A 24,187-nucleotide genomic window follows, 5' to 3' on the forward strand; every position below is an offset into this window, starting at 1 on the left:
GCTCGCGTGACCACCTCGAAGAGCCCCTCCCCCGCCGTCCACGAGCGGGAGGGGGCGCCCGGCTCGCTGCGCGACCGGCTGGTCGCCTGGATCAAGGAGTTCATCCAGTTCGGGCTCGTGGGCGCCTGCTCCTTCGTCATCGACATGGGGCTGTTCAACCTCTTCCAGCACGGCCCGGTCGCCTTCCTGGCCGGTCACCCGAACACGGCGAACGTCGCGTCGGCCACCATCGCGACGATCTTCTCCTGGGTGGCGAACCGGCTGTGGACCTACCGCGGGCGCACGCAGGAGAACACGGCCCGTGAGGCGCTGCTCTTCGCCTTCGCCAACGTCGGCGGCGTGCTCATCACGCAGTTCTGCCTGCTCTTCACGCACCACATCCTGGGCCTGACGGGGCCGCTGGCGGACAACATCGCCGCCTACGTCGTCGGCTTCGCCCTGGGCACCGCCTTCCGCTTCCTCTTTTACCACTACATCGTCTTCACCGGCTCCGCCGAGGAGCCGGCCGCCGACGGCGTCGTCCTGGGCGCCTCGATCGGCGGGGTCCCCGAGACCCGCGACGAGACCAACGACGGCCACCGACCCGACGCGGAGGCCCGGAGGCGCTGAGCCGGGACCACCAGCGCCCGGAGCCCGTCGGCCCCCGGCGCACTCCGGCGACGACCGCGGAGACCCGGCGCCGAGGCTCCGCCCGGCGCACCGCGGCCACGTGCCCGATCGCACACGCCCCCTGTGACCGCGCTCCGCGCGACGCGGCGGCACCGTCCCTAGCCTGGGCACGTGACTGCTCTGCCCGCGGCCATCGCCGCCCTCTCCGGGAGCCTGCCCACCGCACCGCTCCCCGCCCTCGGCCCCTCCTGGCTCGACGCGGCGAACATCATCACCAAGATCGTCGAGTGGTTCGGCCCCTGGGCCATCGTCGGCGTCATGCTCGTCATCTTCGCCGAGACGGGCCTCCTCGTCGGGTTCTTCCTTCCCGGCGACTCCCTGCTCTTCACCCTCGGCATGTTCGTGGGCCAGGGCGCCGTCGGGGTCAGCATCTGGGTGGCCGCGCCTCTCGTGCTCCTGGCCGCCGTCATCGGCAACCAGACCGGCTACGCCATCGGGCACAAGGCCGGCCCCTCGATCTTCAACAAGCCCGACTCGCGGTTCTTCAAGCAGGAGCACGTGGACCGCACGAGCGTCTTCTTCGAGCGCCACGGCGGCGCCGCCGTCACCCTCGCCCAGTTCGTGCCGATCGTGCGCACCTTCACCCCGGTCATGGCCGGCGTCGGCCGCATGCACTACCGGCACTTCTTCACCTTCAACCTCATGGGCGCGATCCCGTGGGCCTTCGGCATCACCTGGCTCGGCTACTTCCTCGGCTCCATCACGTGGATCCAGAAGAACATCGACGTCATGATCCTCGCGATCGTGCTCGTCTCGATCCTGCCGATGATCATCTCCGGCCTGCGCGGCTGGCTCGCCTCCCGCCGCGGGAGCGCGGAGCCTGAGGCCTGAGCCTCAGCGGAACCCCGGCCACGCAGGAAGGCGGCCTCACCCAGTGGGTGAGGCCGCCTTCCTGCGTGGCCGGGCGCGCGCTCGAGAGGGCCCGCCGACGCGAACGAGCCGGTTCCAGGACGGCACCGCCGTCGGAGGCGACGACGGCGGCGCGATCAGGCGGAGTGCCTCAGAACCTGCCGCGCCGCCCGACGGAGACGAGCGCGCCCTGCGGGAGAACGTTGTTGGGGTCGAGGGACTTCGGGACGGCGTTGAGGAGGATGGAGAAGACGGCGGGGCGCCGCTGGCTCAGCTCGATGCGGCCGCCGTCGGCCTCGACGAGGTCCCTGGCGAGCGCGAGCCCGACCCCGGTGGAGCCGTGCCCGGAGACCGAGCGCTCGAAGACGTGCGGGGCGAGGTCGTCCTCGACGCCCTCCCCCTCGTCGGCGACGTCGATGAAGACGCCGTGGCCGCCGTTGGCGCTGCGCACCGTGACCGAGGTGGTCCCGTCCCCGTAGCGCAGGGAGTTCTCGATGCACGTCGCGAGCTCCTGGGCGAGGGAGCCGCGGGTGGCGAGCACGGGCAGACCGACCTCGTCCTTCATGACGAGGGTGCGGCCGGCCTCCGCGAAGGAGGGCTCCCACTCCTCGCGCTGCTGGGCGAAGACGTCCTCGAGGTGGAGCGCCTCGGTGGTGCCCCCGCCGGAGCGCCGCGAGATCTTGAGGAGGTCCTCGACGACGCCGGTGAGCCGCTCGACCTGCTCGACGCAGGCGCGGGCGCCCGCCTGGACCTCGGGGTCGTCGCTGAGGAGCTCGATCTCCTCCAGGCGCAGCGAGAGCCCGGTCAGCGGCGTGCGCAGCTGGTGGGAGGCGTCGGAGGCGAACTGCCGCTCTGCGGCGAGGCGGCCGGCGACGCGCTCGGCGGAGCGGACGAGCTCGGCCTGGACGAGGTCGATCTCCTCGATGCCGCTCTTCCTGAGACGGGGGCGGACCTGCCCGGAGCCGAGCTGCTCGGCCTCCGCGGCGAGGTAGATGAGCGGCGCGGAGATCCGGCGGGAGTAGTGGGCGGCGACGACCCAGGCCGCGAGCAGCGCCACGGCGGTGAGCAGGACGAGGGTGAGGATGACGGTGAGGATGACCTGGGAGCGGTAGTCGGAGTCCCGGGTCGTGCGGAAGGTGACGAGGATCCAGCCCCCGCCGAGCGGCACGCCCAGGAGCACGACCGCCACGCAGACCGCCGTCATCGTCATCTGCATCGCGCGTGCGCGCATGTCGCTCCCTCCTCTGGGACGACGGCGCCCCGGCGCTCGCGTGGGCGAGGGCCGGGGCGCCGCGACGTGTGGGTCCGGTCAGCCGACGAGGCGGTACCCGTCGCCCTCGGCGACGAGCAGGGCCGGGGCGTCCGCGTCGTCGCCGAGCTTGCGGCGCAGCCAGGTCACGTGCATCTCGACGGTCTGGTGGCTGCCGGTCGGGTCCTCGCCCCAGACCTCCTTGAGGATGACGTCCTCGGGGACGGCCTGGCCGGCGCCGCGGACGAGCACGCGCAGGAGCTCGAACTCGCGAGTCGTGAGCTGCAGCTCGCGGGAGCCGATGAAGGCGCGGTGGGCGGCGACGTCGACGCGGACCTCCCCGCTGGTGAGCTCGTCCTCGGTGGCCTCGCCGGAGGCGCGGCGCACCTGAGCGCGGACGCGGGCGAGCAGCTCGGCGAGGCGGAAGGGCTTGGTGACGTAGTCGTCCGCGCCGGCGTCGAGTCCGACGACGAGGTCGGTGGCCTCGGAGCGGGCGGTGAGCATGAGGATGGGGGTGGTGAGGCCCTGGGCGCGCACCTGGCGGGCGACGTCGAGGCCGTCGATGTCGGGCAGGCCGAGGTCCAGGACGATGATGTCCGCCCCGGAGACCTCCTCGAGAGCGCCCTTGCCCGTGCCGTGGGCGCGGACCTCGTAGCCCTCGCGTCCGAAGGCGCGCGCGAGCGGCTCGGAGATCGCGGGGTCGTCCTCAACGAGAAGCACTGTCGTCATGCCATGGATCCTAGGCGGTCGACGGGCCCGCGTCATCATTCTGGAGAGGGAGATCGCCTGGCGGTCCCCGTCCCGGCGCAGGTCAGGCGAGCTCGAGGGACCAGGGCACCACGTTGCCGAGGCCCTTGGCGACGACCTCGTGGCAGCGCCGCACGACGTAGCGGTCCGCGACCTCGAGCTCCCCGATGGCCCTGGCGGTCGCCTCGTCCATGCGGATGCCGCCGGGCTCGGCGGTGTCGACGAGGCGGGAGGCGAGGTTGACGGTGGGGCCGAAGACGTCGCCGGAGCGGGAGACGACGCGCCCCTGGACTAGGCTGGCGCGCACGAGCATCATCTCGGGGCCGGACTGGATCTCGTCGACGAGGGCGGTGATGACGTCGGCGGCGGTCTCGAGGTCGTCCGCGATGTACATGACGGCGTCGCCGATGGTCTTGACGACGCGGGCGCCGCGTGAGGTGACGACGTTGCGGGCCGTGGTCTCGAAGTCGTCGAGCATGGTCGCCAGCTCCTTGCGCCCCATCGTCTGGGCGCGCTGGGTGAAGGAGACGATGTCGACGAAGCCGAGGGAGCGGGTCAGCGGGTAGAGGTCGGGGCCGGTCTCCTCGCGACCCCGCTGGGCGACCTCGGACTCGGTGCGCCCGAGGAGGGAGGCGAGGTGGCGGCGCCACACGTAGGTGAGCTGGTCGCTCATGGAGTGGGCCATCTCGTCGACGTGGTCGAGGACGACGAGGCGGGCCGAGGTGTCGTCGAGGTGGAAGCGCTGGGCGACGTCGGAGACGAGGGTCTCGAGCTGCCACAGGACGAGGCGGTCCATGGTCTGCGCCTGGGCGCGCAGGAGCTCGAGGATGGAGCTCGCGGCGAGGCCGCCGCCGGGGGCGGAGGGCGAGGGGATGCCGTCGTCGGTCTCGTCGATGAGGTCGGCGATGGCGCGCAGGGCGTCGACGTCGCGGGCGGTGAAGCGGACGGCGTCGGGGTCGAGGTCGGCGAAGCCCATGGCTCGCCAGAACTTGTGGGCGAAGGACTGGCTCGTGCCCGCCTCGCGGGCGAGCTGGCGGATGCTGTAGACGGGGTCGCCGCCCAGGAGCATGCGCTCGTGGCCGGTGATGGTGGCCCAGTCCGCGGCGGGGGGCGGGACGGCGGCCGACCCCGGTTGGGGCCCCCGCTCGGGGCTCTGGGAGTCTCCCTTCGCGGGGGTCGGCTGCTCACTCACGCCCGACAGGGTAGCGCAGGTCACAGGGGATGTCCCGTCCGGTCGGAAGGTGCTGCTCAGGGCGCTGTCCGAGGGGCTCTCAGGCGGTGCGCAGGGCGGTCACGTCGCCCGCGGTGACGGCGGCGCGGCCGCGCTCGGTCTCCAGGACGAGGCCCGGCTCGAGGTCGACGGCGCGGCCCGTGACGAGTCCGGAGGGCGTGTCCGCGCGGACCTCCTGGCCCAGCGTGAGGCAGGCGGTGCGCAGCCGTCGCCCGAGGTCTCCGTCCGCGGCGTCGGGATCGCCGCCGACGGCCTCCCACTCGCCGATGACGGCGGCGAGGCGGTCGCCGAGGTCGTCGAGGACCGCCTCCGGTGTCGTGCGGACGCCGAGTCTCGCGAGGGAGGCGGCCCAGGGGACGGGGAGCTCCTCCGCTCGCTGGGCGACGTTGACGCCGATGCCGAGGACGACGGCGGGGGCCTCCTCCCGGGAGGCGGGGACGGCGCCGGGCTCCGGAGCCGCGGCGGGGGGCACGAGCTCGGCGAGCACGCCGACGAGCTTGCGGCTCCTCCCCCAGCCCTGGATCGCCGGTACGCCGTCGCCCGGCGCCGCGGCGGACCCGACGCGCCCGTCGGCGGGCACGGCGACGACGTCGTTGGGCCACTTGGTCCGGGCCAGCCACGGGGAGCCGGCCTCGCGCAGGAGGCCCTCGACGGCGTCGCGGGCGGCGAGGCCGCCGAGCAGCGGGAGCCAGGCGAGGCGCTCGACGGGGACGAGGGGCCGCAGCACGACGGAGACCGTGAGGGCCCCGGTGGCCGGGGTCTCCCAGCGGTGGTCGGAGCGGCCGCGGCCCGCCGTCTGGGTGCGGGCGCGCAGGGCGGAGAGGTGGGGCCATGCCACGGCGGAGGCGGGGTCGAGGGAGCCGCCGGGGCCGGTGAGGGCGGCGCGCAGGTCCGAGCTGGTCGATCCGGTGCGCTCGACGGTGCGCACGAGCAGGGCCTCGGTCATGCCGTGAGCGTAGCCGGGGCCCGGGCGGTCGGGAGGGGCCGGGCGGCGACGCGGAGCGGACTCGTGTCACGGGCCGCGCGGTTCGCCGGAGCCGGGGCGCCCCGTGGTGGTCTCACTAGGCTGGGGCCGTGCTCCTCCTCGCGTCGAAGTCCCCCGGTCGTCTCTCAACGCTGCGCGCCGCAGGCGTCGAGCCCCTCGTGCGCGTCTCCGAGGTCGACGAGCCCGCCGTCCTGGCGGACCTCGCCCACGAGCGCGCCGCCGCCGGGTCGCCGGCTCCCACGCCCGCCGAGCAGGTCCAGGCCCTCGCACGCGCGAAGGCCCTCGCCGTCGTGGGCTCCCTCTGCGCCGAGGAGCGCGCCCTGCCGGGGCTCGTCGTCGTCGGCTGCGACTCGATGCTGGAGATCGACGGGGAGGTCGTCGGCAAGCCGCGCACGCCCGAGCGCGTCGTCGAGCGCTGGCGCGCCATGCGCGGGCACCGCGGCGCCCTGCACACCGGCCACTTCCTCGTGCGCGCCTCGGACGGCACCACCGCGGAGGGCGTCTCCACCGCGCTCATCGGCTTCGCCGACGTCAGCGACGCCGAGATCGAGGCCTACGCCGCCACCGAGGAGCCCCTGTGGTGCGCCGGGGCCTTCACGATCGACGGCCTGGGCGGCGCCTTCATCGAGTCGATCGAGGGGGACCCGCACGGCGTCGTCGGCATCTCCCTGCCCCTCCTGCGCCGTCTCCTCGCCGGGCTCGGCGTCACGTGGACGGATCTGTGGGGGCGCCCGGGTGGAGCGGCTGGGTCCACCGGTGCGGGGTCGGGCGCGTGAGGCGGCTGCTCGTCGCCGCCCGCGGGCTCACCGCGCTGCGCGTGGCCCGCACAGCCCGGCGCCTGGGCTGGTCGCCGGTCGGCGTCGTCACCGCCGCCGACCGCGACGCCGTGTGGACGCGGGCGCTCGACGACGCCGCCGAGGTCACCGCCTACGACGACGTCGACGCCCTCCTCGCCGCGGCCCGCTCACTCGGGGCCTCCGGCCTGCACCCCGGGGTGGGCTTCGCCGCCGAGGAGGCGGACCTGGCCCGGGGCGCCCTCGCGGCCGCCCTGGCCTGGGCGGGGCCCTCGCCCGAGGCCCTCGCGCTGCTCTCGGACAAGGCGCGCCTCGCGGAGCTGCTCGCCGGCCTCGACGTCGACGCGCCGCTCACCTCCGAGGTCCTCGACGGCGTCCCCGCGCTCGAGCGCTTCCGCGAGCGGGTGGACGGCGCCGTCGTCCTCAAGGCGGCGCACGGCGGCGGCGGACGGGGCCTCACCCGGCTGCTCCCCGGCGCCGACGCCGAGGCCGCCTGGACGGCGGCGCTCGGGCTCGGCCCGCTCATCGCCCAGGCGGAGGCGCCTCGCGCCCGGCACCTCGAGGTCCAGGCCCTCGCCGACGGCGAGCGCGTCCTCACGCTCGGCACCCGCGAGTGCTCCGTCCAGCGCCGATCCCAGAAGCTCGTGGAGGAGGCCCCCGCCGTCGGTGTGGGCCTCGGAGCGGTCGGAGCGATGGAGGAGGCGACACGGCGCGTGCTCTCCGAGGTCGGCTACCGCGGGGCCGCGACCTGCGAGTTCCTCCTGCCCGCGGACGGCGTCCCCCTGCTGCTCGAGGTCAACGCTCGGCTGCAGGTCGAGCACGCCGTCACCGAGGAGGTGACCGGCGTCGACCTCGTCGCGGCCCAGCTCCTCCTGGCCGAGGGACGGGACGTCGAGGAAGCGCTGCGCGTGGCCGGTCCGGGCGCCCGGCTCGAGGGCAACCGGGTCCTCACCGGCGGTCACGCCGTCGAGGCCCGCGTCTACGCCGAGGACCCGGTCACGCTGCTGCCGCAGGACGGCGACCTGCTCGGCGTCGAGGTCCCGGTCTCCCTGGGCCGCGAGCGCGCGGCCGTGGTGGCCGGCTCCCCGGTCGGGGCGCCGCGGCTGCGGGTCGAGCGCGGCCTCTTCCCGGGCGACGCGCTGCGCCCGGAGTACTCCGAGCCGGTCGCGCTCGTGACCGGCGTCGGCGCCGACCGGGACGAGGCACTGGCCGCCCTCGACGAGGCGCTCGGCCAGGTGGCGGTCCGCGGTCCGCGCACCCTCGTCCCGCTCCTGCGCCGCGTCCTGCACCAGCCGGCTCTCCTCGACCCGCGGGGGCTCTGGACCCGGTGGCTCGAGGACGGGCTCCTCCGTGGCGCCGTCCTCGAGACCCGGGACGATGGCCAGGGGCCCGCCGAGGCGTCGTCGCCGGCCGGTCCCCAGGAGATGCGGGCGCCCATGGCGGCCACGCTCCTCTCCCTGCACCCCGCCGGACCGGTCCGCGCGGGCGAGCAGCTCGCGGTCCTCGAGGCGATGAAGATGCGACTGCCCCTGCGGGCCGAGGGCGACGGCGTCCTCGTCCCCGAGGTCGGCGGTTCCCCGCGCCCCGTGCGCGCGGGGGAGCTCCTCGGCCGCGTCCTGCCCGGTGGAGCCGATCCTGAGGACGTCGGCGCACCGACCAGCCCCTCGGGCGTCCGCGACCCGCGCTCCGCCGCCGGGCCGTCGCCGGCGTCTCCGCGTCACCGCAGCGCCCGCGAGCGCGTCGAGGAGCTCGTCGACGACGGCTCGCTGCGGGACCTCCTCGACGAGGACGCCGTCCTCACCGCGCGCGCCCGGCTCAACGGCCGCGAGGTCGCCGTGTGGGCGCAGGACCCGACGGTCCGGGGCGGCACGATGGGTCTGGCCGGGTCGCGCCGCGTCGCCGCCCTCATCGACGCCGCCGCCGACGACGTCGTCCCCGTGCTCTCCCTGCTCGACGGCGGTGGCGCGCGCGTCCAGGAGGGGGTCGACGCCCTGGCCGGAGCCGGGCTCGTCCTGGCGGCCGAGACGCGGGCCCGCGGCCGCACCATGCAGCTGGGGCTCGTCCTCGGCGCCGCGGCCGGCGGGGCGGCCTACGCGCCGGCGCTCACGGACGTCCTCGTCATGGTCGAGGGAGCCGCGCGCGTCCTGCTCACGGGGCCCGCCGTCGTCGCCTCGGTGACCGGGGAGCGGGTCGACGCCGAGTCCCTCGGGGGCGCGGCCCTGCACTCCCGCCGCGCCGGCACGACTCACCTCACCGTCCCGGACGAGCGCGCCGCGTGGGAGGCTGCCCGACGGGTCCTCGGCTACGCCCCGCTGTCCGCGCCCTCGCTCCTCACCGCACCGGCACCGGGCAGGGCGCTGCCGATGCGGGTCGGGGGCGCCGGGGCGCTCCCCGTCCCCACGGACTCCGGGACCGGCGCCGTGCTGCCGGATGATCCCTCGCAGCCCTACGACGTGCGGGACGTCCTCACGCGTCTCACCGACCGCGGCGAGCTCCTGGAGCTGCGTTCCGACTGGGCCGCCTCCGCCGTGACGGGGCTGGCCCGGGTGGGCGGCGTGCCGGTCGGCGTCGTGGCGACGCAGCCGGCGGTCCTCGCGGGCGCGCTCACGGCTCAGGCCGCGCAGAAGGTCGAGGAGCACCTCGCCCTGTGCGAGCGCCTCGGCCTGCCGGTCCTCACGCTCGTCGACACCCCCGGCTTCCTGCCGGGGACGGAGTCCGAGGCCTCCGGCGTCGTCCGGCACGGCGCTCGGCTCGTCGCGGCCTACGCGGCAGCGGGCGCTCGGGCGCGTCTCGTCACGCTCCTCACGCGCCGGGCCTACGGCGGCGCCTACGTCGCCCTGGGCTCGACGGCGCTCGCGGGAGCGCTCTCACTCGCGTGGCCGACCGCGCGGATCGGGGTCATGGACGCGGGCTCCGCCGTCGACCTCATCCACCGTCGCGAGCTCGCCGCGGCCCGTTCCGAGCAGAGCGAGGACGCGGTGGTGGAGCTGCGCTCCCGGCTCGTCGCCGAGCAGGAGCGTTCCGAGGCCCCGGGGACCGCGCTCGAGCACGGCTGGGTCTCCGAGGTCGTCGCGCCCGCCACCACGCGCGCACGCCTCGCCCGGGCCTTCTCCGCACCCGGTCCGGGCGCCCCGCTGCTTCGCCCTGTCGGGGGTGTGCGCCACCCGGGTGACGGCTGGGTCGAGTGCGGCTGCGGACGGCGGCACTGGGGGCTCAACGGGGCCGCCGGGCTGCTCGTGTGGCGGCGCCGCGACGAGGGGATCGAGGTCCTCCTGCAGCTGCGCTCGGGCTGGACGCACCAGGGCGGTACGTGGGGCGTGCCCGGGGGCGCCGTCGCCGACGGCGAGGACTCCGCGACGGCCGCGCTGCGCGAGCTCGAGGAGGAGACGGGGCTGCCGGCGCGCGTGCTGCGCCTGGGCGCGCCGCACGTCCAGCAGCACCCGGACTGGTCCTACACGACCTGGACGGCCGGGGCGCCCTCGGACGGGACCTGGGACGCGCTGCTGCCGGTCGACGGCGAGTCCGCCGCCCTCGCCTGGACGCCGCTCACGGCCACGCCGTCGGGCACGTGGGCTCCGCCGGTGCCCTCGGGCGCGGACGGCGGCCCGCTCCTGCCCGCCCTCGCGGCCGTGTGGGACGAGCTGGCCGTCCTGCTCCCCCAACCGGCAGAGGTGCTCACGGACTGATCGGGCCCGCGGGGCCCGCCTCGCGCGGCGCCCCGTGCCCGGGAACGACGACGTCGGCCCGCCCCATGTGGGGCGGGCCGACGTCGTCGGGTCGGGCCCGGCTCAGATCTCGACGTCGCCGGGCTCGACGAGGGAGTGGAGGAGGACCGTGAGCTCGCTGAGCTGCTCGCGGTCGAGGTGGTCGATGACGTGGCGGCGCACGCCGTCGAGGTGGATGGGGGCGGCGGTCCGCAGGAAGTCCTCGCCCTCGGCGGTGAGGTGGCAGTTGACGCCGCGCTTGTCCATCGTGCAGGCGGTGCGCTCGACGTACCCGGCCTTCTCGAGGCGCCCCACGGTGTGGGTGAGGCGCGAGCGGGAGTGCGAGACGTTCTCGGCGAGCGCGGACATCCGCAGCGTGTGCTCCTCGGCCTCGGAGAGGCGGACGAGGATCTCGTACTCGTGCATGGAGATGCCGGCACCGGCCTCGAGCTCGTGGTTGAGCTTGGCGGTGACGGCGGTCGAGGCGGTGAGGAAGGCGCGCCAGGCGTTCATCTCGGTGGCGTCGAGGTAGCGGGCCTGGGCGGGGGCGCCGCAGGACGAGGCAGCGGAGGACTGGGCGCAGGCGGTCTCGGACGCCGACGCGGACTGGCCGCAGGAGGTGGCGGGCTGCTCCGCGGCTGCGGCGCTCTGGCCGCAGGAGGTGGCGGGCGCCGGGGCCTGTCCGCAGGAGGTGCTCGCGGGCGCGGCGGCCGCCTGGCCGCACGAACTCGGGGCCTCGGCGGCCTGCTGGCCGCAGCTCGTCGCCGGGGCGGCGCTCTGTCCGCACGCGGCCGCGGGGGCCGCGGTCTCCGTCTGCTCGATGGTGCTCATCGACCTCTCCGTCCGTTCCTCGTGCCCGCGCGGGAGGCCGCGCGGGGCCTCCTCGCCGGGTCGTTCACGATTGAACAACCTCCGGTGCACCTGTATATCACCGCGTGTGCGGCGCGGTCTCGTGGGTCCGGTCACCCCTCCGACGACGTCAGGGGCTCAGTCGCAGCGCAGGAGCGTGCGCGCGCCGGCTCGCACGGCGCCCGTCACCGGGTCGACGGCGAGCGCGCAGCCGGACCTCGGCACCGTGCAGGGTACGAGGAACCGCAGGTCGACCGGTCCGTCCCCGCGCGGCACGACGGCGAGGCTGAGCGTGGCGAGAAGGAGGCCGTGGGCGACGACCTCGTCCGCCCCGACGGGCAGGCCCGCGGCGCGAGCGGCGCCCGGTCGCAGGTGGAGGGCGTTGCGGTCGCCCGTCGCCTCGGCCCAGGCCGTGACCCGGTCGGGCGTGAGGCGCACCGTGACCGCGGCGGGAACGGGCGAGGGCGCCGCAGGGAGGTCGGAGGGCGCGCGGACCGCCTGGCGACCGGTCTCGAGCGGGTCCGCGGCTCCGGGGGCCGCGTCCAGGGGCGCGCCCGTCGTCGGCTCCACCGGCGTCGAGGCGGCGCTGCGCCGGGCGAGCTCGTGGATGACGAGGATGCCGTCGACCTCCGCCTCGGCGCGTGCGATCCACCAGCCGGCGCGCTCGGCGGAGCGCAGCGACCGGAGTGACACCCCGCGCCCCCGTGGTTCCGCGACCGCGTCCGCTCCGCCGGCGTCGCGGGCAGCGGGTCGGATCCGGCAGCGGCGGTGGACGAGGCCGTCCCAGGGGGCGTTGAGCGCTCCGTCGGCGAGGAGGCCGAGCGCCTCGACGGCGGGGGCGATCGCGGCGGCGGCGACCGCCGCGTGGTCCTGCGCCCCGTCGTCGGTCCCAGCCCGGTCGCGCGGCTCTCCGAGGAGGTCGCGCAGCACGCGCGTCATCGCCGTCCTCCGGGCACGACGAAGCCCCGCCGACTCGGGGTCGACGGGGCTTGCGGTGCTCACGCCGAAATGCTACCGGCTGCGAGGAGAACCGGCCTCAGCGGGTCTCGCGGTGCTCGGTGTGCTTGCCGCAGCGCGAGCAGAACTTGCTGACCGCGAGCCGGTCCGGCGTGTTCCGACGGTTCTTCTTGGTGATATAGTTGCGCTCCTTGCACTCCGAGCAAGCCAAAGTGATCTTGGGGCGAACGTCGCTGGCCTTAGCCACGGGTCTCTCCTCTGTCTGATCCTCGAGGGGCGCGCGAGGGCTGCCTTGCTCGAATCTTGCGTAGCGGGGGAGGGACTCGAACCCTCGACCTCACGATTATGAGTCGTGCGCTCTAACCAGCTGAGCTACCTCGCCATGTCAACACAATGGGGGCCGAATGGCCCCCGCTGCATCCGAGCCTCGAACGAGGATTGAACTCGTGACCTCTTCCTTACCAAGGAAGTGCTCTACCACTGAGCTATCGAGGCAACGAGCGGGATCCTAGGCAGATCCGGATCGCTGTCGCAATCCGGAGCCGCGTGGACTCGCTCACTGCGGGCCGCTCCCCGAGGGGAACGTCCGGATCATCGGACCGGTATCCGGTGATCGTGGTGGCGGGTGAGGGATTCGAACCCCCGTAGCATTCCGCGGCTGATTTACAGTCAGCTCCCATTGGCCGCTCGGGCAACCCGCCTCGCGCCTGACGTGGAACCCGTGGGCTCACCGCTTGGCGCCGTGGAAGAATAGCAAGCCGACGGACCGGGGCGCCAATCGCGGGCGTAGGACCCTGCTCACACGCCGCCGGCTCGGCACCACCGTCGCGACGACGGGACGAGCCCGTCCTCCCGACGGCGCCGCCCACCCCGGCACGCGCCTTCCTCCCCGCACCTCATGAAAAGACGCCCATGGCCTCCGAGTCCTCCTTCGACGTCGTCTCCGAGCTCGACCGGCAGGAGGTCGACAACGCGGTCAACCAGACCGCCAAGGAGATCTCCCAGCGCTACGACTTCCGCGGCGTCGACGCGGGCGTCGAGCTCGCCGGTGACGCCATCACCCTCACCGCCAACTCCGCCAAGCGCGTCCTCGCGGTCCTGGACGTCCTGCAGTCCAAGCTCTTCCGTCGCGGGGTCTGCCTCAAGGCCCTCGACCTGGGCGACAAGGAGCCCAAGCCCCAGGGCAAGGTCTACAAGATGGTCTGCCCGCTCAAGGAGGGCCGCAGCCAGGAGGTCGCCAAGCAGATCACCAAGGCGATCCGCGACGAGGGCCCCAAGGGCGTCAAGGCCACCATCCAGGGCGACGAGGTGCGCGTATCGTCGAAGTCGCGCGACGACCTCCAGGCCGTCATCTCCCTGCTCAAGGGCCTCGACGTCGACGCCGCGCTCCAGTTCGTCAACTACCGCTGAGTCACGAGGACGGGCCCCGTTCACCGCGCTGCGGCGGCCGGGGCCCGTCGTCGTGCCGTGCCCGCGCAGGGGGACGCATCGGCTCAGTAGCCGGCCATCTCCTCGAGGCGACGGATGCGCTGGTCCATCGGCGGGTGCGTGGAGAACAGGTTCCTCGCGCGCCCGAAGGGGTTGGCGATCATCATGGCGCTCACGGGCTCGGCCTTGGGGTCCTGGGCCATGGGACGCGCGGCGACGCCCGTCTCGAGCTTGCGCAGGGCGGAGGCCAGCGCCAGCGGGTCGTTCGTGAGGACGGCGCCGTCGTGGTCGGCGTCGTACTCGCGGGTGCGGGAGACGGCGAGCTGCGTGATGGTCGCGGCGAGCGGCGCGAGGAGAGCGAGCAGGATGAGCGCGATCGCGTTGCCCTCGCGGCGGTCGCGGCCGCCTCCCCCGAACCACAGGACCATCGAGGAGATGCTCGAGATGATGCCGGCGATGCCCGCGGCGACCGAGCCGGTGAGGATGTCCCTGTTGTAGACGTGGGAGAGCTCGTGGCCGAGGACGCCGCGCAGCTCGCGCTCGTCGAGGAGCTGGAGGATGCCCTGGGTGCAGCACACGGCCGCGTGCTCCGGGTCGCGGCCCGTGGCGAAGGCGTTCGGGCTCATCGTCGGCGCGACGTAGAGGCGCGGCATGGGCTGGCCCGCGCTCGCGGAGAGCTCGCGGACGACGGCGTACATGACGGGGGCCTGGGCCGGGGACACCTCGACGGCGCCCATCGAACGCACGGCGAGGCGGTCCGAGTTCCAGTAGGAGTAGGCCGTCTGGACGATGCCGATGATCGGCATGATGAAGAGCCACACCGAGGAGCCGGTGCCCTCGGCGAGCAGCCAGCCGATGATGAGGAGAAGGCCCCACAGGCCGCCCATGAGCGCGGCCGTCTTGAGCCCGTTGTGATGGTTGGTCCCCGTCATGGCGCCCAGTGTATGGGCGTCTCCTGTGAGGCGCCTGGGAACGCCGGGCGCCTCTGTGGAGGACCGCCCGCGGCTCCCCTGTCACCGACGGGACAGCACGATCCGCGCCGGTGCGGCGTGGAATGGAGGCGGCGGCTGCGCTCAGTCCCGCGGGGCCAGCCGGGCCCCGGTGAGACCGCGGTCGAGGTGGTGGAGCAGCGCCCGGTACTGCTCCTCGGAGAAGGGCGCGCCCTCGGCCTCGCGGACGAGGGGCCAGGACTCGCCGGTCGCGTCCCTGAGCGCGAGCCCGGTGTCCCGGAAGCCGGCCCGCTCGTAGAAGGCGAGCCGACGGCGCCGCTGCTCGGCGTTCGGGGCGTCAGCGACGACGGGCTCGACGTCGAGGACGACCGTGCAGCCCGGGTGGCGCCGCGAGAGCTCGGCCAGGAGCCGGGAGCCGACTCCCCTCCCCCGCGCCGCCGGGTCGACCGCGAGGTAGAACAGGTAGAGGAGGTCCTCCCCGGGGCGCCGCACGGTCCAGGTGAGAGCGCTCGGGCGCTCGGTTCGCGCGCCGTCCGAGTCGTCGTACCAGGCGATGAGGTCGATGCCGGGGCGGAGGCTGATGGCGTGGAGCGCCGCCCAGGGCAGCCGCTCGGAGTCCGGGAAGGCCTCGCGGTAGACGCGTCGGGCCCACCGGTCGGCCCGGGTCAGCGGCCGGACGCGGCGGGTGCGCATCAGGTCCGGTCCGCGCTCAGGACCACTCCGGGCAACGGCGCCATCCCTAACAGACCTAGCCGTCGGTATCTGCTCACGACGGCGGCGATCGCCTTGTCCCGATGTGATACCCCGTGTCATCGCAGCGTCTATCTCCTCTTGGCGACCTTTCGCGCTCCCAGAGCGAGAGCGAGGAATCGGAGATAGGACGCCTCGCCCTCACGCAGGAGCTGCTCGGTCAGCACCAGGAGCCGCCCGGCCACCTCTGTGTACATCACGGTCTCCCGCTTTGAGGGCTTGACCATGACGTCATAGTCAGCGTCCGTACGCGCACTGTGAAGGTCGATCAAGCTCTGACAAACCTCCGCAAGCCTCGGGTCGACGAGCCCGCGAGGAGCCAACCCCGGATGGACCGGTTTGGACGAGTTATTCGCTAGAGCGACGACGTCTTCGCACAGTCCGACAAGATCCGTATGAGTGATCCATCGGGCCACCTGCGCGTGAGCCGTAGACCACCCCAGACGACCGGAGTACCAATCGTCACCCTGGATCAGGCACTGAGCCGCGTGTTTGCTGAGCTGATGGAACGCCACATAGTACGACGCGCTGATAGCGCGCCGAAGGTCTGCGGTTCGCGGGTTACCACGGCCGCTCGGAAGAAGGCTCTTCGCGTGCGCGAGCAGTAGCTCCGGGGTGAGATCAGCAGCGCGGTGCGACGGGAACTGACTGCTCGTCACGAGCGAACCTCCAGCATGTCCTCATCGGCATCGTGATAGAGAACTCGGAACTGCTCTCCGATCCCCATGAGCTCACTCGTCCTGGCCCACACGGTTCGCCGGAGCCGAGCCGCCTCATCGACGTCCCAGTCCGTATTCGACTCGCTCGAAAGATAGACCCTCACGATAGTGATGACGCCGTCGGGCCAGGCTTCGTCCTCCACCTCGACACGAGCTACGACGAGACTCCCTTCAGTGAGCCCCTGGAGGCGATGCTGAATCTGCTCATTGCGCGTCAGCTCTTTCGTAGCCATGACCCTATGGTCTGCTACGGCTCGGGGACAGTCAACCGCGGATGGAGGTTGGAATCTGCTGGGCGCTTCTGGTCTCCCGTGCCCGCTGTTCCCGAACGACCCGGGCCTCCTCGCGCAGGCCGTCGGGGAGGCGGTGGGCGACGCGCTCGGGGACGCGGTCGGCATCGGGCTGGCCGATGAGGTCCTCGGGGACCTCCGTCGAGCAAGAGATCGCCGTCATGGCGTGACGGTCGACGACCTTGACGCGCTCGCGCGGGTGGGAGTCGCCGCCAGTGACGGTGACCTCGCCGAAGGACTCGCCAAGCTCGCGCTCGTAGGCGTCGAGCAGCTCCCAGCCCTCCCAGGTGGTGAAGGGGACGCCGCGGGACTCGAGCAGCGCTAGGAGGGCGTCGTGGCCGACCTGCGCCTCGTCATCGGTGTCGGCGTGCAGGAGCCCGGCCTGGGCGTCAGCGACGAGGTTGGAGACGGTCTCCTGCGCGTCGGACTTGGTGGAGCCGATGAGGCCGACCGGGCCGCGGCGGATCCAGCCGGTCGCGTAGACACCGGTCAGCGGCTGCCCGTCCTCGCCGATGACGCGGCCGCCCTCGTTGGGCAGGACGTGGCGGAGGTGGTCGAAGGGCAGGCCCTCGATGGGGCTGCCGGCGTAGCCGACGGCGCGGTAGACCGCCTGGACGGGCCACTCGCGGTACTCCCCCGTGCCGGAGACGGAGCCGTCGCCGTTGAGGCGGGTGCGCTCGGTGCGCAGGGCGCGGACGTGGCCGGCGTCGTCGAGGAGGACGGCGTCGGGCGACTGGAAGAGGTGGATGTGGATGGTGCGCGAGGCCGTGAGGTCCTCGGGCTCCTGCATGGCGTAGTTCTCGAGGGCCTTGACGACCTGGCGCTGCTGGTTGGAGGAGCGCAGGGCCTCCTCGGAGCCCTCGTCGTACTCGAAGTCCTCCTCGTCGACGGTGACGTCGACGTCGGGCTGCTTGCCGAGCTCGCGCAGCTCGAGCGGGGTGAACTTCACCTGGGCGGGGCCGCGGCGGCCGAAGACGTGGACGTCGGTGACCGGGGAGGCCTTGAGGGTCTCGGCGACGTTCTCCGGGATCTCGGTGACCATGAGGTCCTCGGGGTGCTTGGCGAGCACGCGGGCGATGTCGAGGCCCACGTTGCCGACGCCGATGACGGCGACCTCCCTGGCGGACAGGTCCCAGGTGCGCGGGTGGTCGGGGTGACCGTCGTACCAGGAGACGAAGTCCGCCCCGCCGTAGGACTCGGGGGCGTCGACGCCGGGGATGTCGAGGGGCTGGTCCGTGTCCGCGCCGGTGGACAGGACGATGGCGTCGTAGTGCTCCTGCAGGTCCGCGACGGTGACGTCGCGGCCGACCTCGACGTTGCCGATGAGTCGGATGTCGCCGCGCTGCAGGATCTTGTACAGCGCGACGATGATCTGCTTGATGCGCGGGTGGTCCGGGGCGACGCCGTAGCGCACGAGGCCGTACGGGGCGGGGAGCCGCTCGAAGAGGTCGATGCTCACGTCCAGGCCCGACTTCGACAGGATGTCCGAGGCGTAGATGCCTGCGGGACCGGCTCCGATGACGGCGACACTGAGAGGACGTGCGTTCACTGCTCTTCGTTCCTGTTGTGACTGTTGGGACAAGCGGTCGCGGCGGAGGCCGGGACCGTGTCAGGACAGTGTATGGGCCTCACGCCGGGACGCACCGAGCCGTCCACCAACGGGTCGCCTCACGAGCACGGAGCCGCCGTCCCGTGGTGGGACGGCGGCTCCAGTGGACTGACGGTACCGAGCGCTGCGACTCGGCCGCGGCTCCTCGCGCAGGCGCTTCTCAGGCGGCCCGGTCGACGAGGACGCGGGCGAACTCCTCCATGCCCTCGCGCACGAGGACGACCCGCTCGCGGGCGTCGGAGACCGCGGCCTCGACGACATCGGGCTCGGCGTCGGCGAGCCGCTCGCGCGTGCCCGCGACCACGGCCGCCTCGAGGCCGGCGAGCAGGTCGACCGCCTCCTGGGCCCACTGGGTCGCCATGGCGCGGGTGCGCTCGAGGACGGGGTGGACGCGGAGCCGGTCGACGACGTCGGCGAGGACGGCGTCGTCGGCGAGGTCGCCGGTGGACAGGGCGGAGAGGATCGACTGGCCCGCGGCGTCGAGCTCGCCGGCGGCGAGGGCCTGGCGCAGGAGCAGGACGGGCATGGTGTCGACGCCCTCGCGCAGGTCCGTGCCGGGGGTCTTGCCGGTGGTGGCGGAGTCGCTCGTGAGGTCGATGACGTCGTCGGCGAGCTGGAAGGCGACGCCGATCTTCTCGCCGAACTCCTCGACGATCCGCTCGGTCTCCGCCCCGCCGCCGGTGAGCATGACGCCGTAGCGGGCGGAGACGGCGATGAGGGAGCCGGTCTTGTCCGCGAGGACGTCGATGTAGTGCTCGACGGGGTCCGTCCCGGCCGGGCGGGGCAGGGTCTCGTGGAGCTGGCCCATGCACAGGCGCTCGAAGGTCTTCGCGTGGGCGAGCACGGCCTGGGGGCCGAGGGCCGCGACGAGCTGGGAGGCGCGGGCGACGAGGACGTCACCCGTGAGGATGGCGGCGGAGTTGCCCCACACGGTCTGGGCGCTGGGGGCGCCGCGTCGCAGCGGGGCGTCGTCCATGACGTCGTCGTGGTAGAGCGTCGCGATGTGCGTGAGCTCGACGGCCACGCCGGCGTCCCGGACCTGCTCCCCCGTGGCGAGGGCGGGGTCGCCCAGCTGCGCGGTGAGCAGGGTGAGGACCGGACGGAGCCTCTTCCCGCCGGCCTGCGCGAGGTGCGAGGTGGGCGGGTTGATGGTCTCGTCGGCGTTGTTGACGACCTCGAGCAGCCGGGTCTCAACGGCATCGAGGGCCGGAGAGATCCGGCCCTCGAGCTCAGGGGTGTCCAGCGGGAGCGGTCCGATCACGGGACGAGCATAGCGGCGTTGCCCAGGGCGGTCAGAACCACCTGGGGCAGGACGCCGAGGACGATCGTGAGGATGACGGCGAGCGCGACCGCGGTCGTGATAAGGCCGTCGGAGCGCACGATGACCGTGGCCTCCTCCGGGTCGCGGAAGAACATGAGCACGATGAGGCGCATGTAGAAGAACGCGGTGATCATCGAGGAGATGACCGCGGCGACGACGAGCCAGGAGGCACCGCCCTGGACACCGGCGATGAAGAGCTCGAACTTCCCGATGAAGCCCGCGGTGAGCGGGATGCCCGCGAAGGACAGGAGGAAGAGCGTCATCGCGCCGGCGAGCCACGGGGAGCGCTTGCCGAGTCCCCGCCAGGAGTCGAGGTCGGTGGCCTCGGCGCCGGCGGCGCCCTCGTGGCTCTGGCGGACCAGGCCGACGACCGCGAAGGCGCCGACCGTGGAGACGCCGTAGGCGAGGGCGTAGAAGAGGATGGCCCGCACGCCCATGCCGTTGAAGGCGATGACGCCGATGAGCATGTAGCCGGCGTGGGCGATGGCGGAGTAGGCGAGCATGCGCTTGACGTCGCCCTGGACGACGCCGACGAAGGTGCCGACGACCATCGTGAGGACGGCGACCGTCCACAGGAACGGCGCCAGGTCCCAGCCGAGGTTGCCGGCGACGACGTAGTAGAAGCGCACGAGCGCGAGAAAGGCGGTGGCCTTGACGCCGGCCGCCATGAAGGCGGTGACCGGGGTCGGGGCGCCCTGGTACACGTCCGGGCTCCAGGCGTGGAACGGGGCGGCCGCGATCTTGAACAGGAGGCCGATCGTCACGAGGGCGATGCCCGCCAGGGCGAGCCAGTCCATGCCGGAGACGCCGCCGGTCTGGACGGCGGTGGCGATGCCCGCGTAGTCGACGGCGTCGGAGAAGCCGTAGAGGAAGGCGGAGCCCATGAGGAGGAAGGCCGAGGCGAAGGCGCCCAGCAGGAAGTACTTCAGCGCGGCCTCCTGGGACAGGAGGCGGCGGTGCCGGGCCGTGGCCGCCATGATGTACAGCGGCAGGGAGACGAGCTCGAGCATGACGAAGAGGCTGATGAGGTCGTTGGCGACCGGGAACAGCATCATGCCGGCGAGCGAGAAGAGCGTCAGCGGGAAGACCTCGGTGGAGACCCAGCCGGCGTGGAGGGACTCGGTCTCCTCGGCGGAGCCGGGGCGGTCCGCGGGCTGGGCGGCGAAGAATCCCTCGCCCGTGGAGGTGCGGTCCGCGATGACGAGCAGCGAGAGCAGCCCGATGACGAGGAGGACGCCCTGGGCGGCGACGGCGAAGGGGTCCTCGGCGAAGCCGGTGGAGAGGGTGTCGGCGCCGTCGTGGCGGATGACGCCCCAGCGGGCGGCGAGCGCGACGCCCGAGCCGAGGACGGCGAGGAGCGACAGGACGGTCTGCACACCGTGGCGCGCCCTGCGGGGCACGAAGGCCTCGATGAGGACGCCGAGGACGCCGGCGCCCAGGATGATGATGACCGGGGTGAGGCCGGCCCAGTTGATGGTCGGGGCGGTGAAGCTCACTTGGTGATCCCTTCCTGAGCGGTGGGGGCGATGACGGCGGAGGCCGCCGCGTCACCGGAGGTGGTGCTGGTCGTCTGGGCGACGTCCTCGGCGACGCCGTCGACGGCGTCGGTGAGGAAGGCCGGGGCGAAGCCGAGCACGAGCATGGCGGCGATGACCGGGACGACGACGATCTTCTCGCGCAGGTCCATGTCGCCGCGCTGGGCGACCCGCTCCGTCCAGGCCCTCGTGGGCGCGCCGGTGAAGACGCGCTGGTAGGGCAGGAGGACGTAGACAGCGGCGATGATGACGCCGAGGACGGCGAAGATCCCGAGGACCACGGAGACCGAGAAGGTGCCCGTGAGGACCATCCACTCGGGGACGAAGCCGGACAGGCCGGGCAGCGCGATCGAGGCGAGGCCGGAGACGAGCCAGGTGCCCGCGACGAGCGGGAGGACGCGGGCCATGCCGCCGAGCTCGGAGATCCGGACGGTGCCGGTGCGGCGGGCGAGGAAGCCCGTCACGAGGTAGAGGCCCGCGATCGACAGGCCGTGGGCGACCATGTAGACCATGGCGCCGGTGGCGGCGACCTGGCTGCCGATGAAGATGCCCAGCACCATGAAGCCGAAGTGGCTGATCGAGGTGTAGGAGATGAGGCGGTACAGGTTGTCCTGCGCGACGGCGGCGAGCGCCCCGTAGAGGATCGAGATGACCGCGAGGACCATGATCGGGGTCGCGGCCCAGCGCGAGGCCTCGGGGAAGAGCGGCAGGACCAGGGTGATCATGCCGAAGGTGCCGATCTTGTCCAGGATGCCGATGAGCAGGACCGAGGTGCCCGGGGTCGCCTGCTCGGCGGTGTCGGGCAGCCAGGTGTGGACCGGGAACATCGGGGCCTTGATCGCGAAGGCGATGAAGAGACTGAGGAACATGATCCGCTGCGTCGACTGCGAGGCGGTGAGCTGGCCGACGAGGCTGGACACCAGGTAGTTGGAGTCGCCGCCGGGGCCGTACACGTACAGCATGACGACGCCCACCAGCATGACGAGGCCGCCGGCCAGGGAGTACAGGAGGAACTTGAGGGCCGCGCGGTGGCGGTCCGGTCCGCCGAAGCGCCCGATGAGGAAGTACACCGGCAGCAGCATGGCCTCGAAGCAGATGTAGAAGAGGAAGACGTCCTGCGCCGCGAAGATCACGACGATGAAGGCCTCGAGGAGGAGGACGAGGGCGGAGAAGCCGCCCTGCCGCTCGGCCTCGACCTCGCCGTGGGAGGCGAGCATGACGATCGGGACGAGGAAGGCCGCCAGGAGGAGCATGGCCAGGCCGAGGCCGTTGACGCCCAGGGCCCAGGAGATGCCGAGCGCGGGGATCCACGAGTGGGTCTCGGCCAGCTGGACGACGCCTCCCTGGCCCGCGTCGAACTGCGTCGCGGCGATGACGCCGATGACGAGCTCCGCGAGGGAGAGGACGAGGCCGACGGTGCCGCCGAGGCGGCGCAGCGGCGGCACGACCCAGAGGAGCAGCGCCCCGACGAGCGGGACGAGCACCATGAGGGTCAGCACGGGGAACGATGCGGTGATGGACTGCATGTGGTCGTGTCCTCTCAGAACCTGCTGGCCAGGACGGCGATGAGGGCGAGGACCGTTCCGCCGAGCATGTAGCCGGCGTAGGAGCGGACGAACCCGTTCTCGGTGCGGCGCAGGACCGAGCCGAGCCCGGCCGCGCCCTTGGCGAGTCCCTCGACGGCGCCGTCGACCACGTAGTGGTCCGAGGCGCCGGCGGCGATGACGAGTCCCTGGCCGGGACGCATGGCGACCGCCTCGTTGATGGGGTCCTGGTACACGTCGCGGCGCGCGGCCTCGACCAGGACGTTGGAGGGCTGGACGACCGTGGGGACGTCGTTGCGCACGTACATGGCCCACGCGACGAGGACGCCGACGATGACCAGGGCGAGCGTGAGGCCCATGACGACGCCCGCCGGGAGGACCGGCTCGCCGTGCTCGGCGTGGCCCGTGACGGGCTCGAGCCAGGTGACGAAGGCGCTGTTGATGCTGAGGACGCCGCCCAGGCCGATCGAGAAGACCGACAGGACGATGAGCGGGATCGTCATGAGCGGGCCGGACTCGTGCGGGTGCACGGGGCCCTCGACGTCGCGCTCGGTGGTCCAGCGGGCCTTGCCGTGGAAGATCATGAAGAAGAGGCGCGACATGTAGAAGGCGGTGAGGCCGGCGGCCAGCAGCGCGATCGTGCCGAGGATCCACGGCTTCGCGCCGTCGCCGACGAAGGCGGCCTCGATGATCTTGTCCTTCGACCAGAAGCCGGAGAAGGGCGGGACGCCGAGGATCGCGAGCCAGGCGATGCCCATGGTGATCCAGGTGACCTTCATGACGCGCTTGAGGTCGCCGAAGCGGCGCATGTCGACCTGGTCGCTCATGGCGTGCATGACCGAGCCCGCTCCGAGGAACAGCTGGGCCTTGAAGAAGCCGTGGGTGAGCAGGTGGAAGATCGCGAAGGCGTAGCCGATCGGGCCCAGGCCGGCGCCGAGCATCATGTAGCCGATCTGGCTCATGGTGGAGGCGGCGAGGACCTTCTTCATGTCGTCCTTGGCGGAGCCGATGACGGCGCCGAGGACGAGGGTGATCGTGCCGATGATCGCAACGGCGAGCTGGGCGTCGGGGGCGCCCTCGAAGATCGCGCCGGAGCGGACCATGAGGTAGACGCCCGCGGTGACCATCGTCGCGGCGTGGATGAGGGCGGAGACCGGCGTCGGGCCGGCCATGGCGTCGCCGAGCCAGGCCTGCAGCGGGAACTGCGCGGACTTGCCGCAGGCGGCCAGGAGGAGGAAGAAGCCCATCGCGGTGAGCCAGCCGGTGGAGACCGAGCCGGACTGCGCGGCCGGGAGGACCTGGTCGAAGGCGACCGAACCGACCTGGGAGACCATCGCCATCATGGCGAGGAGGAGGCCGACGTCGCCGACGCGGTTCATGATGAAGGCCTTCTTCGCGGCCGTGGCGTTCTCGCGGCTCTTGGCCTGGGCGGCCTGCGGGTCCTCGGCGTCGGCGGTGTTCCAGAAGCCGATGAGGAGGTAGGAGGCGAGGCCCACGCCCTCCCAGCCGACGAAGAGGACCACGTAGGAGCTGCCGAGCACGAGCGTGAGCATCGCGGCGACGAAGAGGTTGAGGTACGCGAAGAAGCGGCGGCGGTCCCGGTCGTGCTCCATGTAGGCCACCGAGTACAGGTGGATGAGGAAGCCGACGAAGGTGACCAGCGTGACGAAGGTCAGCGACAGCGGGTCGACCCGGAGGCCGGCGTCGACGCTGAGGGAGCCGGAGCCGAACCAGTGCCACAGGTCGACGCCCATGGTGCGCTCCCCCGCGTCGAGGGAGAGGACCTGGCACAGGATCCCGATGCCGAGGCAGGCGTCGAAGAGGGCGGCCAGAAGGCCGAGCCAGTGGCCCCACGTGTCGGAGGCGCGGCCGGCGACCAGGAGGAGCCCGGAGCTGAGCAGCGGCACGGCGATGAGGAGCCAGGCGTAGGAGGCCAGCCCCGTGGCCGGGGCGGCGGCGCCGACCACGGACTGGGCGGCGAGGAGGAGAGGAGCGGTGGTCATCTGG

At 73.0% G+C, this 24,187-nt stretch carries 19 protein-coding genes, 3 tRNA genes and 1 pseudogene; 5 read left to right on the top strand and 18 right to left on the bottom strand.

The features are described from left to right. Positions 1 to 6 precede the first annotated feature (6 nt). Together AXF14_RS01775 and AXF14_RS01780 are read left to right on the top strand one after the other, a co-directional pair. On the top strand, positions 7 to 609 hold the full coding sequence (locus tag AXF14_RS01775) for a GtrA family protein (RefSeq protein WP_067939692.1): 603 nt from the start codon (positions 7 to 9) through the stop codon (positions 607 to 609). Positions 610 to 780: 171 nt separating this feature from the next. Next, positions 781 to 1,500: a VTT domain-containing protein gene (locus tag AXF14_RS01780; protein WP_067939695.1), complete on the top strand. Its 720-nt coding sequence runs from the start codon at positions 781 to 783 to the stop codon at positions 1,498 to 1,500. A gap of 169 nt (positions 1,501 to 1,669) precedes the next feature. Here the strand turns inward: AXF14_RS01780 and AXF14_RS01785 are convergent, their stop codons facing one another. The 4 genes from AXF14_RS01785 to AXF14_RS01800 form a co-directional block, all read right to left on the bottom strand. Beyond that, on the bottom strand, positions 1,670 to 2,749 hold the full coding sequence (locus tag AXF14_RS01785; protein ID WP_067939698.1) for a sensor histidine kinase: 1,080 nt from the start codon (positions 2,747 to 2,749) through the stop codon (positions 1,670 to 1,672). A 78-nt stretch (positions 2,750 to 2,827) separates the two neighbouring features. After that, a complete protein-coding gene (locus AXF14_RS01790) occupies positions 2,828 to 3,496 on the bottom strand; it encodes a response regulator transcription factor (protein ID WP_067939701.1) in 669 nt (222 codons plus the stop codon). Positions 3,497 to 3,578: 82 nt separating this feature from the next. Next, positions 3,579 to 4,706, bottom strand: coding sequence for an adenylate/guanylate cyclase domain-containing protein (locus tag AXF14_RS01795; protein ID WP_417862327.1), 1,128 nt, complete (start codon positions 4,704 to 4,706; stop codon positions 3,579 to 3,581). Positions 4,707 to 4,785: 79 nt separating this feature from the next. Beyond that, positions 4,786 to 5,691 carry a biotin--[acetyl-CoA-carboxylase] ligase gene (locus AXF14_RS01800; protein ID WP_067939707.1) on the bottom strand — a complete coding sequence of 302 codons (906 nt, stop codon included), beginning with the start codon at positions 5,689 to 5,691 and terminating at the stop codon, positions 4,786 to 4,788. A 128-nt stretch (positions 5,692 to 5,819) separates the two neighbouring features. Between AXF14_RS01800 and AXF14_RS01805 the strand changes: the two genes are divergently transcribed. After that, entirely contained in the window at positions 5,820 to 6,506 is a 687-nt protein-coding gene (locus tag AXF14_RS01805; RefSeq protein ID WP_067939711.1) for a Maf family protein, read from the top strand. After that, entirely contained in the window at positions 6,503 to 10,210 is a 3,708-nt protein-coding gene (locus AXF14_RS01810; RefSeq protein ID WP_169798235.1) for a carboxyl transferase domain-containing protein, read from the top strand. Before AXF14_RS01805 ends, AXF14_RS01810 begins: the two co-directional genes overlap by 4 nt. A gap of 102 nt (positions 10,211 to 10,312) precedes the next feature. Here the strand turns inward: AXF14_RS01810 and AXF14_RS13015 are convergent, their stop codons facing one another. The 6 genes from AXF14_RS13015 to AXF14_RS01840 form a co-directional block, all read right to left on the bottom strand. Further along, complete coding sequence (locus AXF14_RS13015; protein ID WP_084355273.1) at positions 10,313 to 11,059, bottom strand: MarR family winged helix-turn-helix transcriptional regulator; 747 nt, start codon at positions 11,057 to 11,059, stop codon at positions 10,313 to 10,315. 156 nt (positions 11,060 to 11,215) lie between these two features. Further along, entirely contained in the window at positions 11,216 to 12,079 is an 864-nt protein-coding gene (locus AXF14_RS01820) for a hotdog family protein (protein ID WP_150118384.1), read from the bottom strand. A 34-nt stretch (positions 12,080 to 12,113) separates the two neighbouring features. Continuing rightward, complete coding sequence (gene rpmG, locus AXF14_RS01825; protein WP_067939724.1) at positions 12,114 to 12,281, bottom strand: 50S ribosomal protein L33; 168 nt, start codon at positions 12,279 to 12,281, stop codon at positions 12,114 to 12,116. Positions 12,282 to 12,342: 61 nt separating this feature from the next. Then, positions 12,343 to 12,416 (bottom strand) — tRNA-Met (locus AXF14_RS01830). A gap of 41 nt (positions 12,417 to 12,457) precedes the next feature. After that, positions 12,458 to 12,529: transfer RNA gene (locus tag AXF14_RS01835), tRNA-Thr, on the bottom strand. 121 nt (positions 12,530 to 12,650) lie between these two features. After that, positions 12,651 to 12,735: transfer RNA gene (locus tag AXF14_RS01840), tRNA-Tyr, on the bottom strand. 211 nt (positions 12,736 to 12,946) lie between these two features. Here AXF14_RS01840 and AXF14_RS01845 point away from each other — a divergent pair. Beyond that, positions 12,947 to 13,444, top strand: coding sequence for a YajQ family cyclic di-GMP-binding protein (locus tag AXF14_RS01845; protein WP_067939728.1), 498 nt, complete (start codon positions 12,947 to 12,949; stop codon positions 13,442 to 13,444). Between the two features lie 83 nt (positions 13,445 to 13,527). On the opposite strand, the gene htpX is transcribed toward AXF14_RS01845, so the two are convergent. The 8 genes and pseudogenes from htpX to nuoL form a co-directional block, all read right to left on the bottom strand. Next, positions 13,528 to 14,394: a zinc metalloprotease HtpX gene (gene htpX / locus AXF14_RS01850; protein ID WP_067939732.1), complete on the bottom strand. Its 867-nt coding sequence runs from the start codon at positions 14,392 to 14,394 to the stop codon at positions 13,528 to 13,530. 141 nt (positions 14,395 to 14,535) lie between these two features. Continuing rightward, positions 14,536 to 15,105 carry a GNAT family N-acetyltransferase gene (locus AXF14_RS01855; protein ID WP_067939736.1) on the bottom strand — a complete coding sequence of 190 codons (570 nt, stop codon included), beginning with the start codon at positions 15,103 to 15,105 and terminating at the stop codon, positions 14,536 to 14,538. A 712-nt stretch (positions 15,106 to 15,817) separates the two neighbouring features. Continuing rightward, positions 15,818 to 16,114, bottom strand: a complete 297-nt coding sequence (locus tag AXF14_RS01865) for a hypothetical protein (protein ID WP_067939742.1) — start codon at positions 16,112 to 16,114, stop codon at positions 15,818 to 15,820. Positions 16,115 to 16,241: 127 nt separating this feature from the next. Continuing rightward, positions 16,242 to 17,720: pseudogene (locus tag AXF14_RS01870) on the bottom strand (FAD-dependent oxidoreductase); the annotation flags it as partial. Between the two features lie 220 nt (positions 17,721 to 17,940). Then, positions 17,941 to 19,041 carry a polyprenyl synthetase family protein gene (locus AXF14_RS01875; RefSeq protein ID WP_067939745.1) on the bottom strand — a complete coding sequence of 367 codons (1,101 nt, stop codon included), beginning with the start codon at positions 19,039 to 19,041 and terminating at the stop codon, positions 17,941 to 17,943. After that, complete coding sequence (nuoN, locus tag AXF14_RS01880; RefSeq protein ID WP_067940210.1) at positions 19,038 to 20,597, bottom strand: NADH-quinone oxidoreductase subunit NuoN; 1,560 nt, start codon at positions 20,595 to 20,597, stop codon at positions 19,038 to 19,040. Before nuoN ends, AXF14_RS01875 begins: the two co-directional genes overlap by 4 nt. Further along, entirely contained in the window at positions 20,594 to 22,162 is a 1,569-nt protein-coding gene (locus AXF14_RS01885) for an NADH-quinone oxidoreductase subunit M (protein ID WP_067940212.1), read from the bottom strand. The genes nuoN and AXF14_RS01885 overlap by 4 nt, the downstream gene beginning before the upstream one ends. Positions 22,163 to 22,176: 14 nt before the next feature. Beyond that, on the bottom strand, positions 22,177 to 24,183 hold the full coding sequence (nuoL, locus tag AXF14_RS01890; protein WP_067940215.1) for an NADH-quinone oxidoreductase subunit L: 2,007 nt from the start codon (positions 24,181 to 24,183) through the stop codon (positions 22,177 to 22,179). Between the last annotated feature and the right edge of the window lie 4 nt (positions 24,184 to 24,187).

The organism is Actinomyces radicidentis (genome assembly GCF_001553565.1).
Taxonomy (GTDB): domain Bacteria; phylum Actinomycetota; class Actinomycetes; order Actinomycetales; family Actinomycetaceae; genus Actinomyces; species Actinomyces radicidentis.

Coding starts and splice junctions, on each gene's coding strand:
- AXF14_RS01785 (WP_067939698.1), bottom strand. CDS start 2,749: ATGCGCGCACGCGCGATGCAGATGACGATGACGGCGGTCTGCGTGGCG.
- AXF14_RS01790 (WP_067939701.1), bottom strand. CDS start 3,496: ATGACGACAGTGCTTCTCGTTGAGGACGACCCCGCGATCTCCGAGCCG.
- AXF14_RS01800 (WP_067939707.1), bottom strand. CDS start 5,691: ATGACCGAGGCCCTGCTCGTGCGCACCGTCGAGCGCACCGGATCGACC.
- AXF14_RS13015 (WP_084355273.1), bottom strand. CDS start 11,059: ATGAGCACCATCGAGCAGACGGAGACCGCGGCCCCCGCGGCCGCGTGC.
- AXF14_RS01845 (WP_067939728.1), top strand. CDS start 12,947: ATGGCCTCCGAGTCCTCCTTCGACGTCGTCTCCGAGCTCGACCGGCAG.
- htpX (WP_067939732.1), bottom strand. CDS start 14,394: ATGACGGGGACCAACCATCACAACGGGCTCAAGACGGCCGCGCTCATG.
- AXF14_RS01855 (WP_067939736.1), bottom strand. CDS start 15,105: ATGCGCACCCGCCGCGTCCGGCCGCTGACCCGGGCCGACCGGTGGGCC.
- AXF14_RS01865 (WP_067939742.1), bottom strand. CDS start 16,114: ATGGCTACGAAAGAGCTGACGCGCAATGAGCAGATTCAGCATCGCCTC.
- AXF14_RS01885 (WP_067940212.1), bottom strand. CDS start 22,162: ATGCAGTCCATCACCGCATCGTTCCCCGTGCTGACCCTCATGGTGCTC.
- nuoL (WP_067940215.1), bottom strand. CDS start 24,183: ATGACCACCGCTCCTCTCCTCCTCGCCGCCCAGTCCGTGGTCGGCGCC.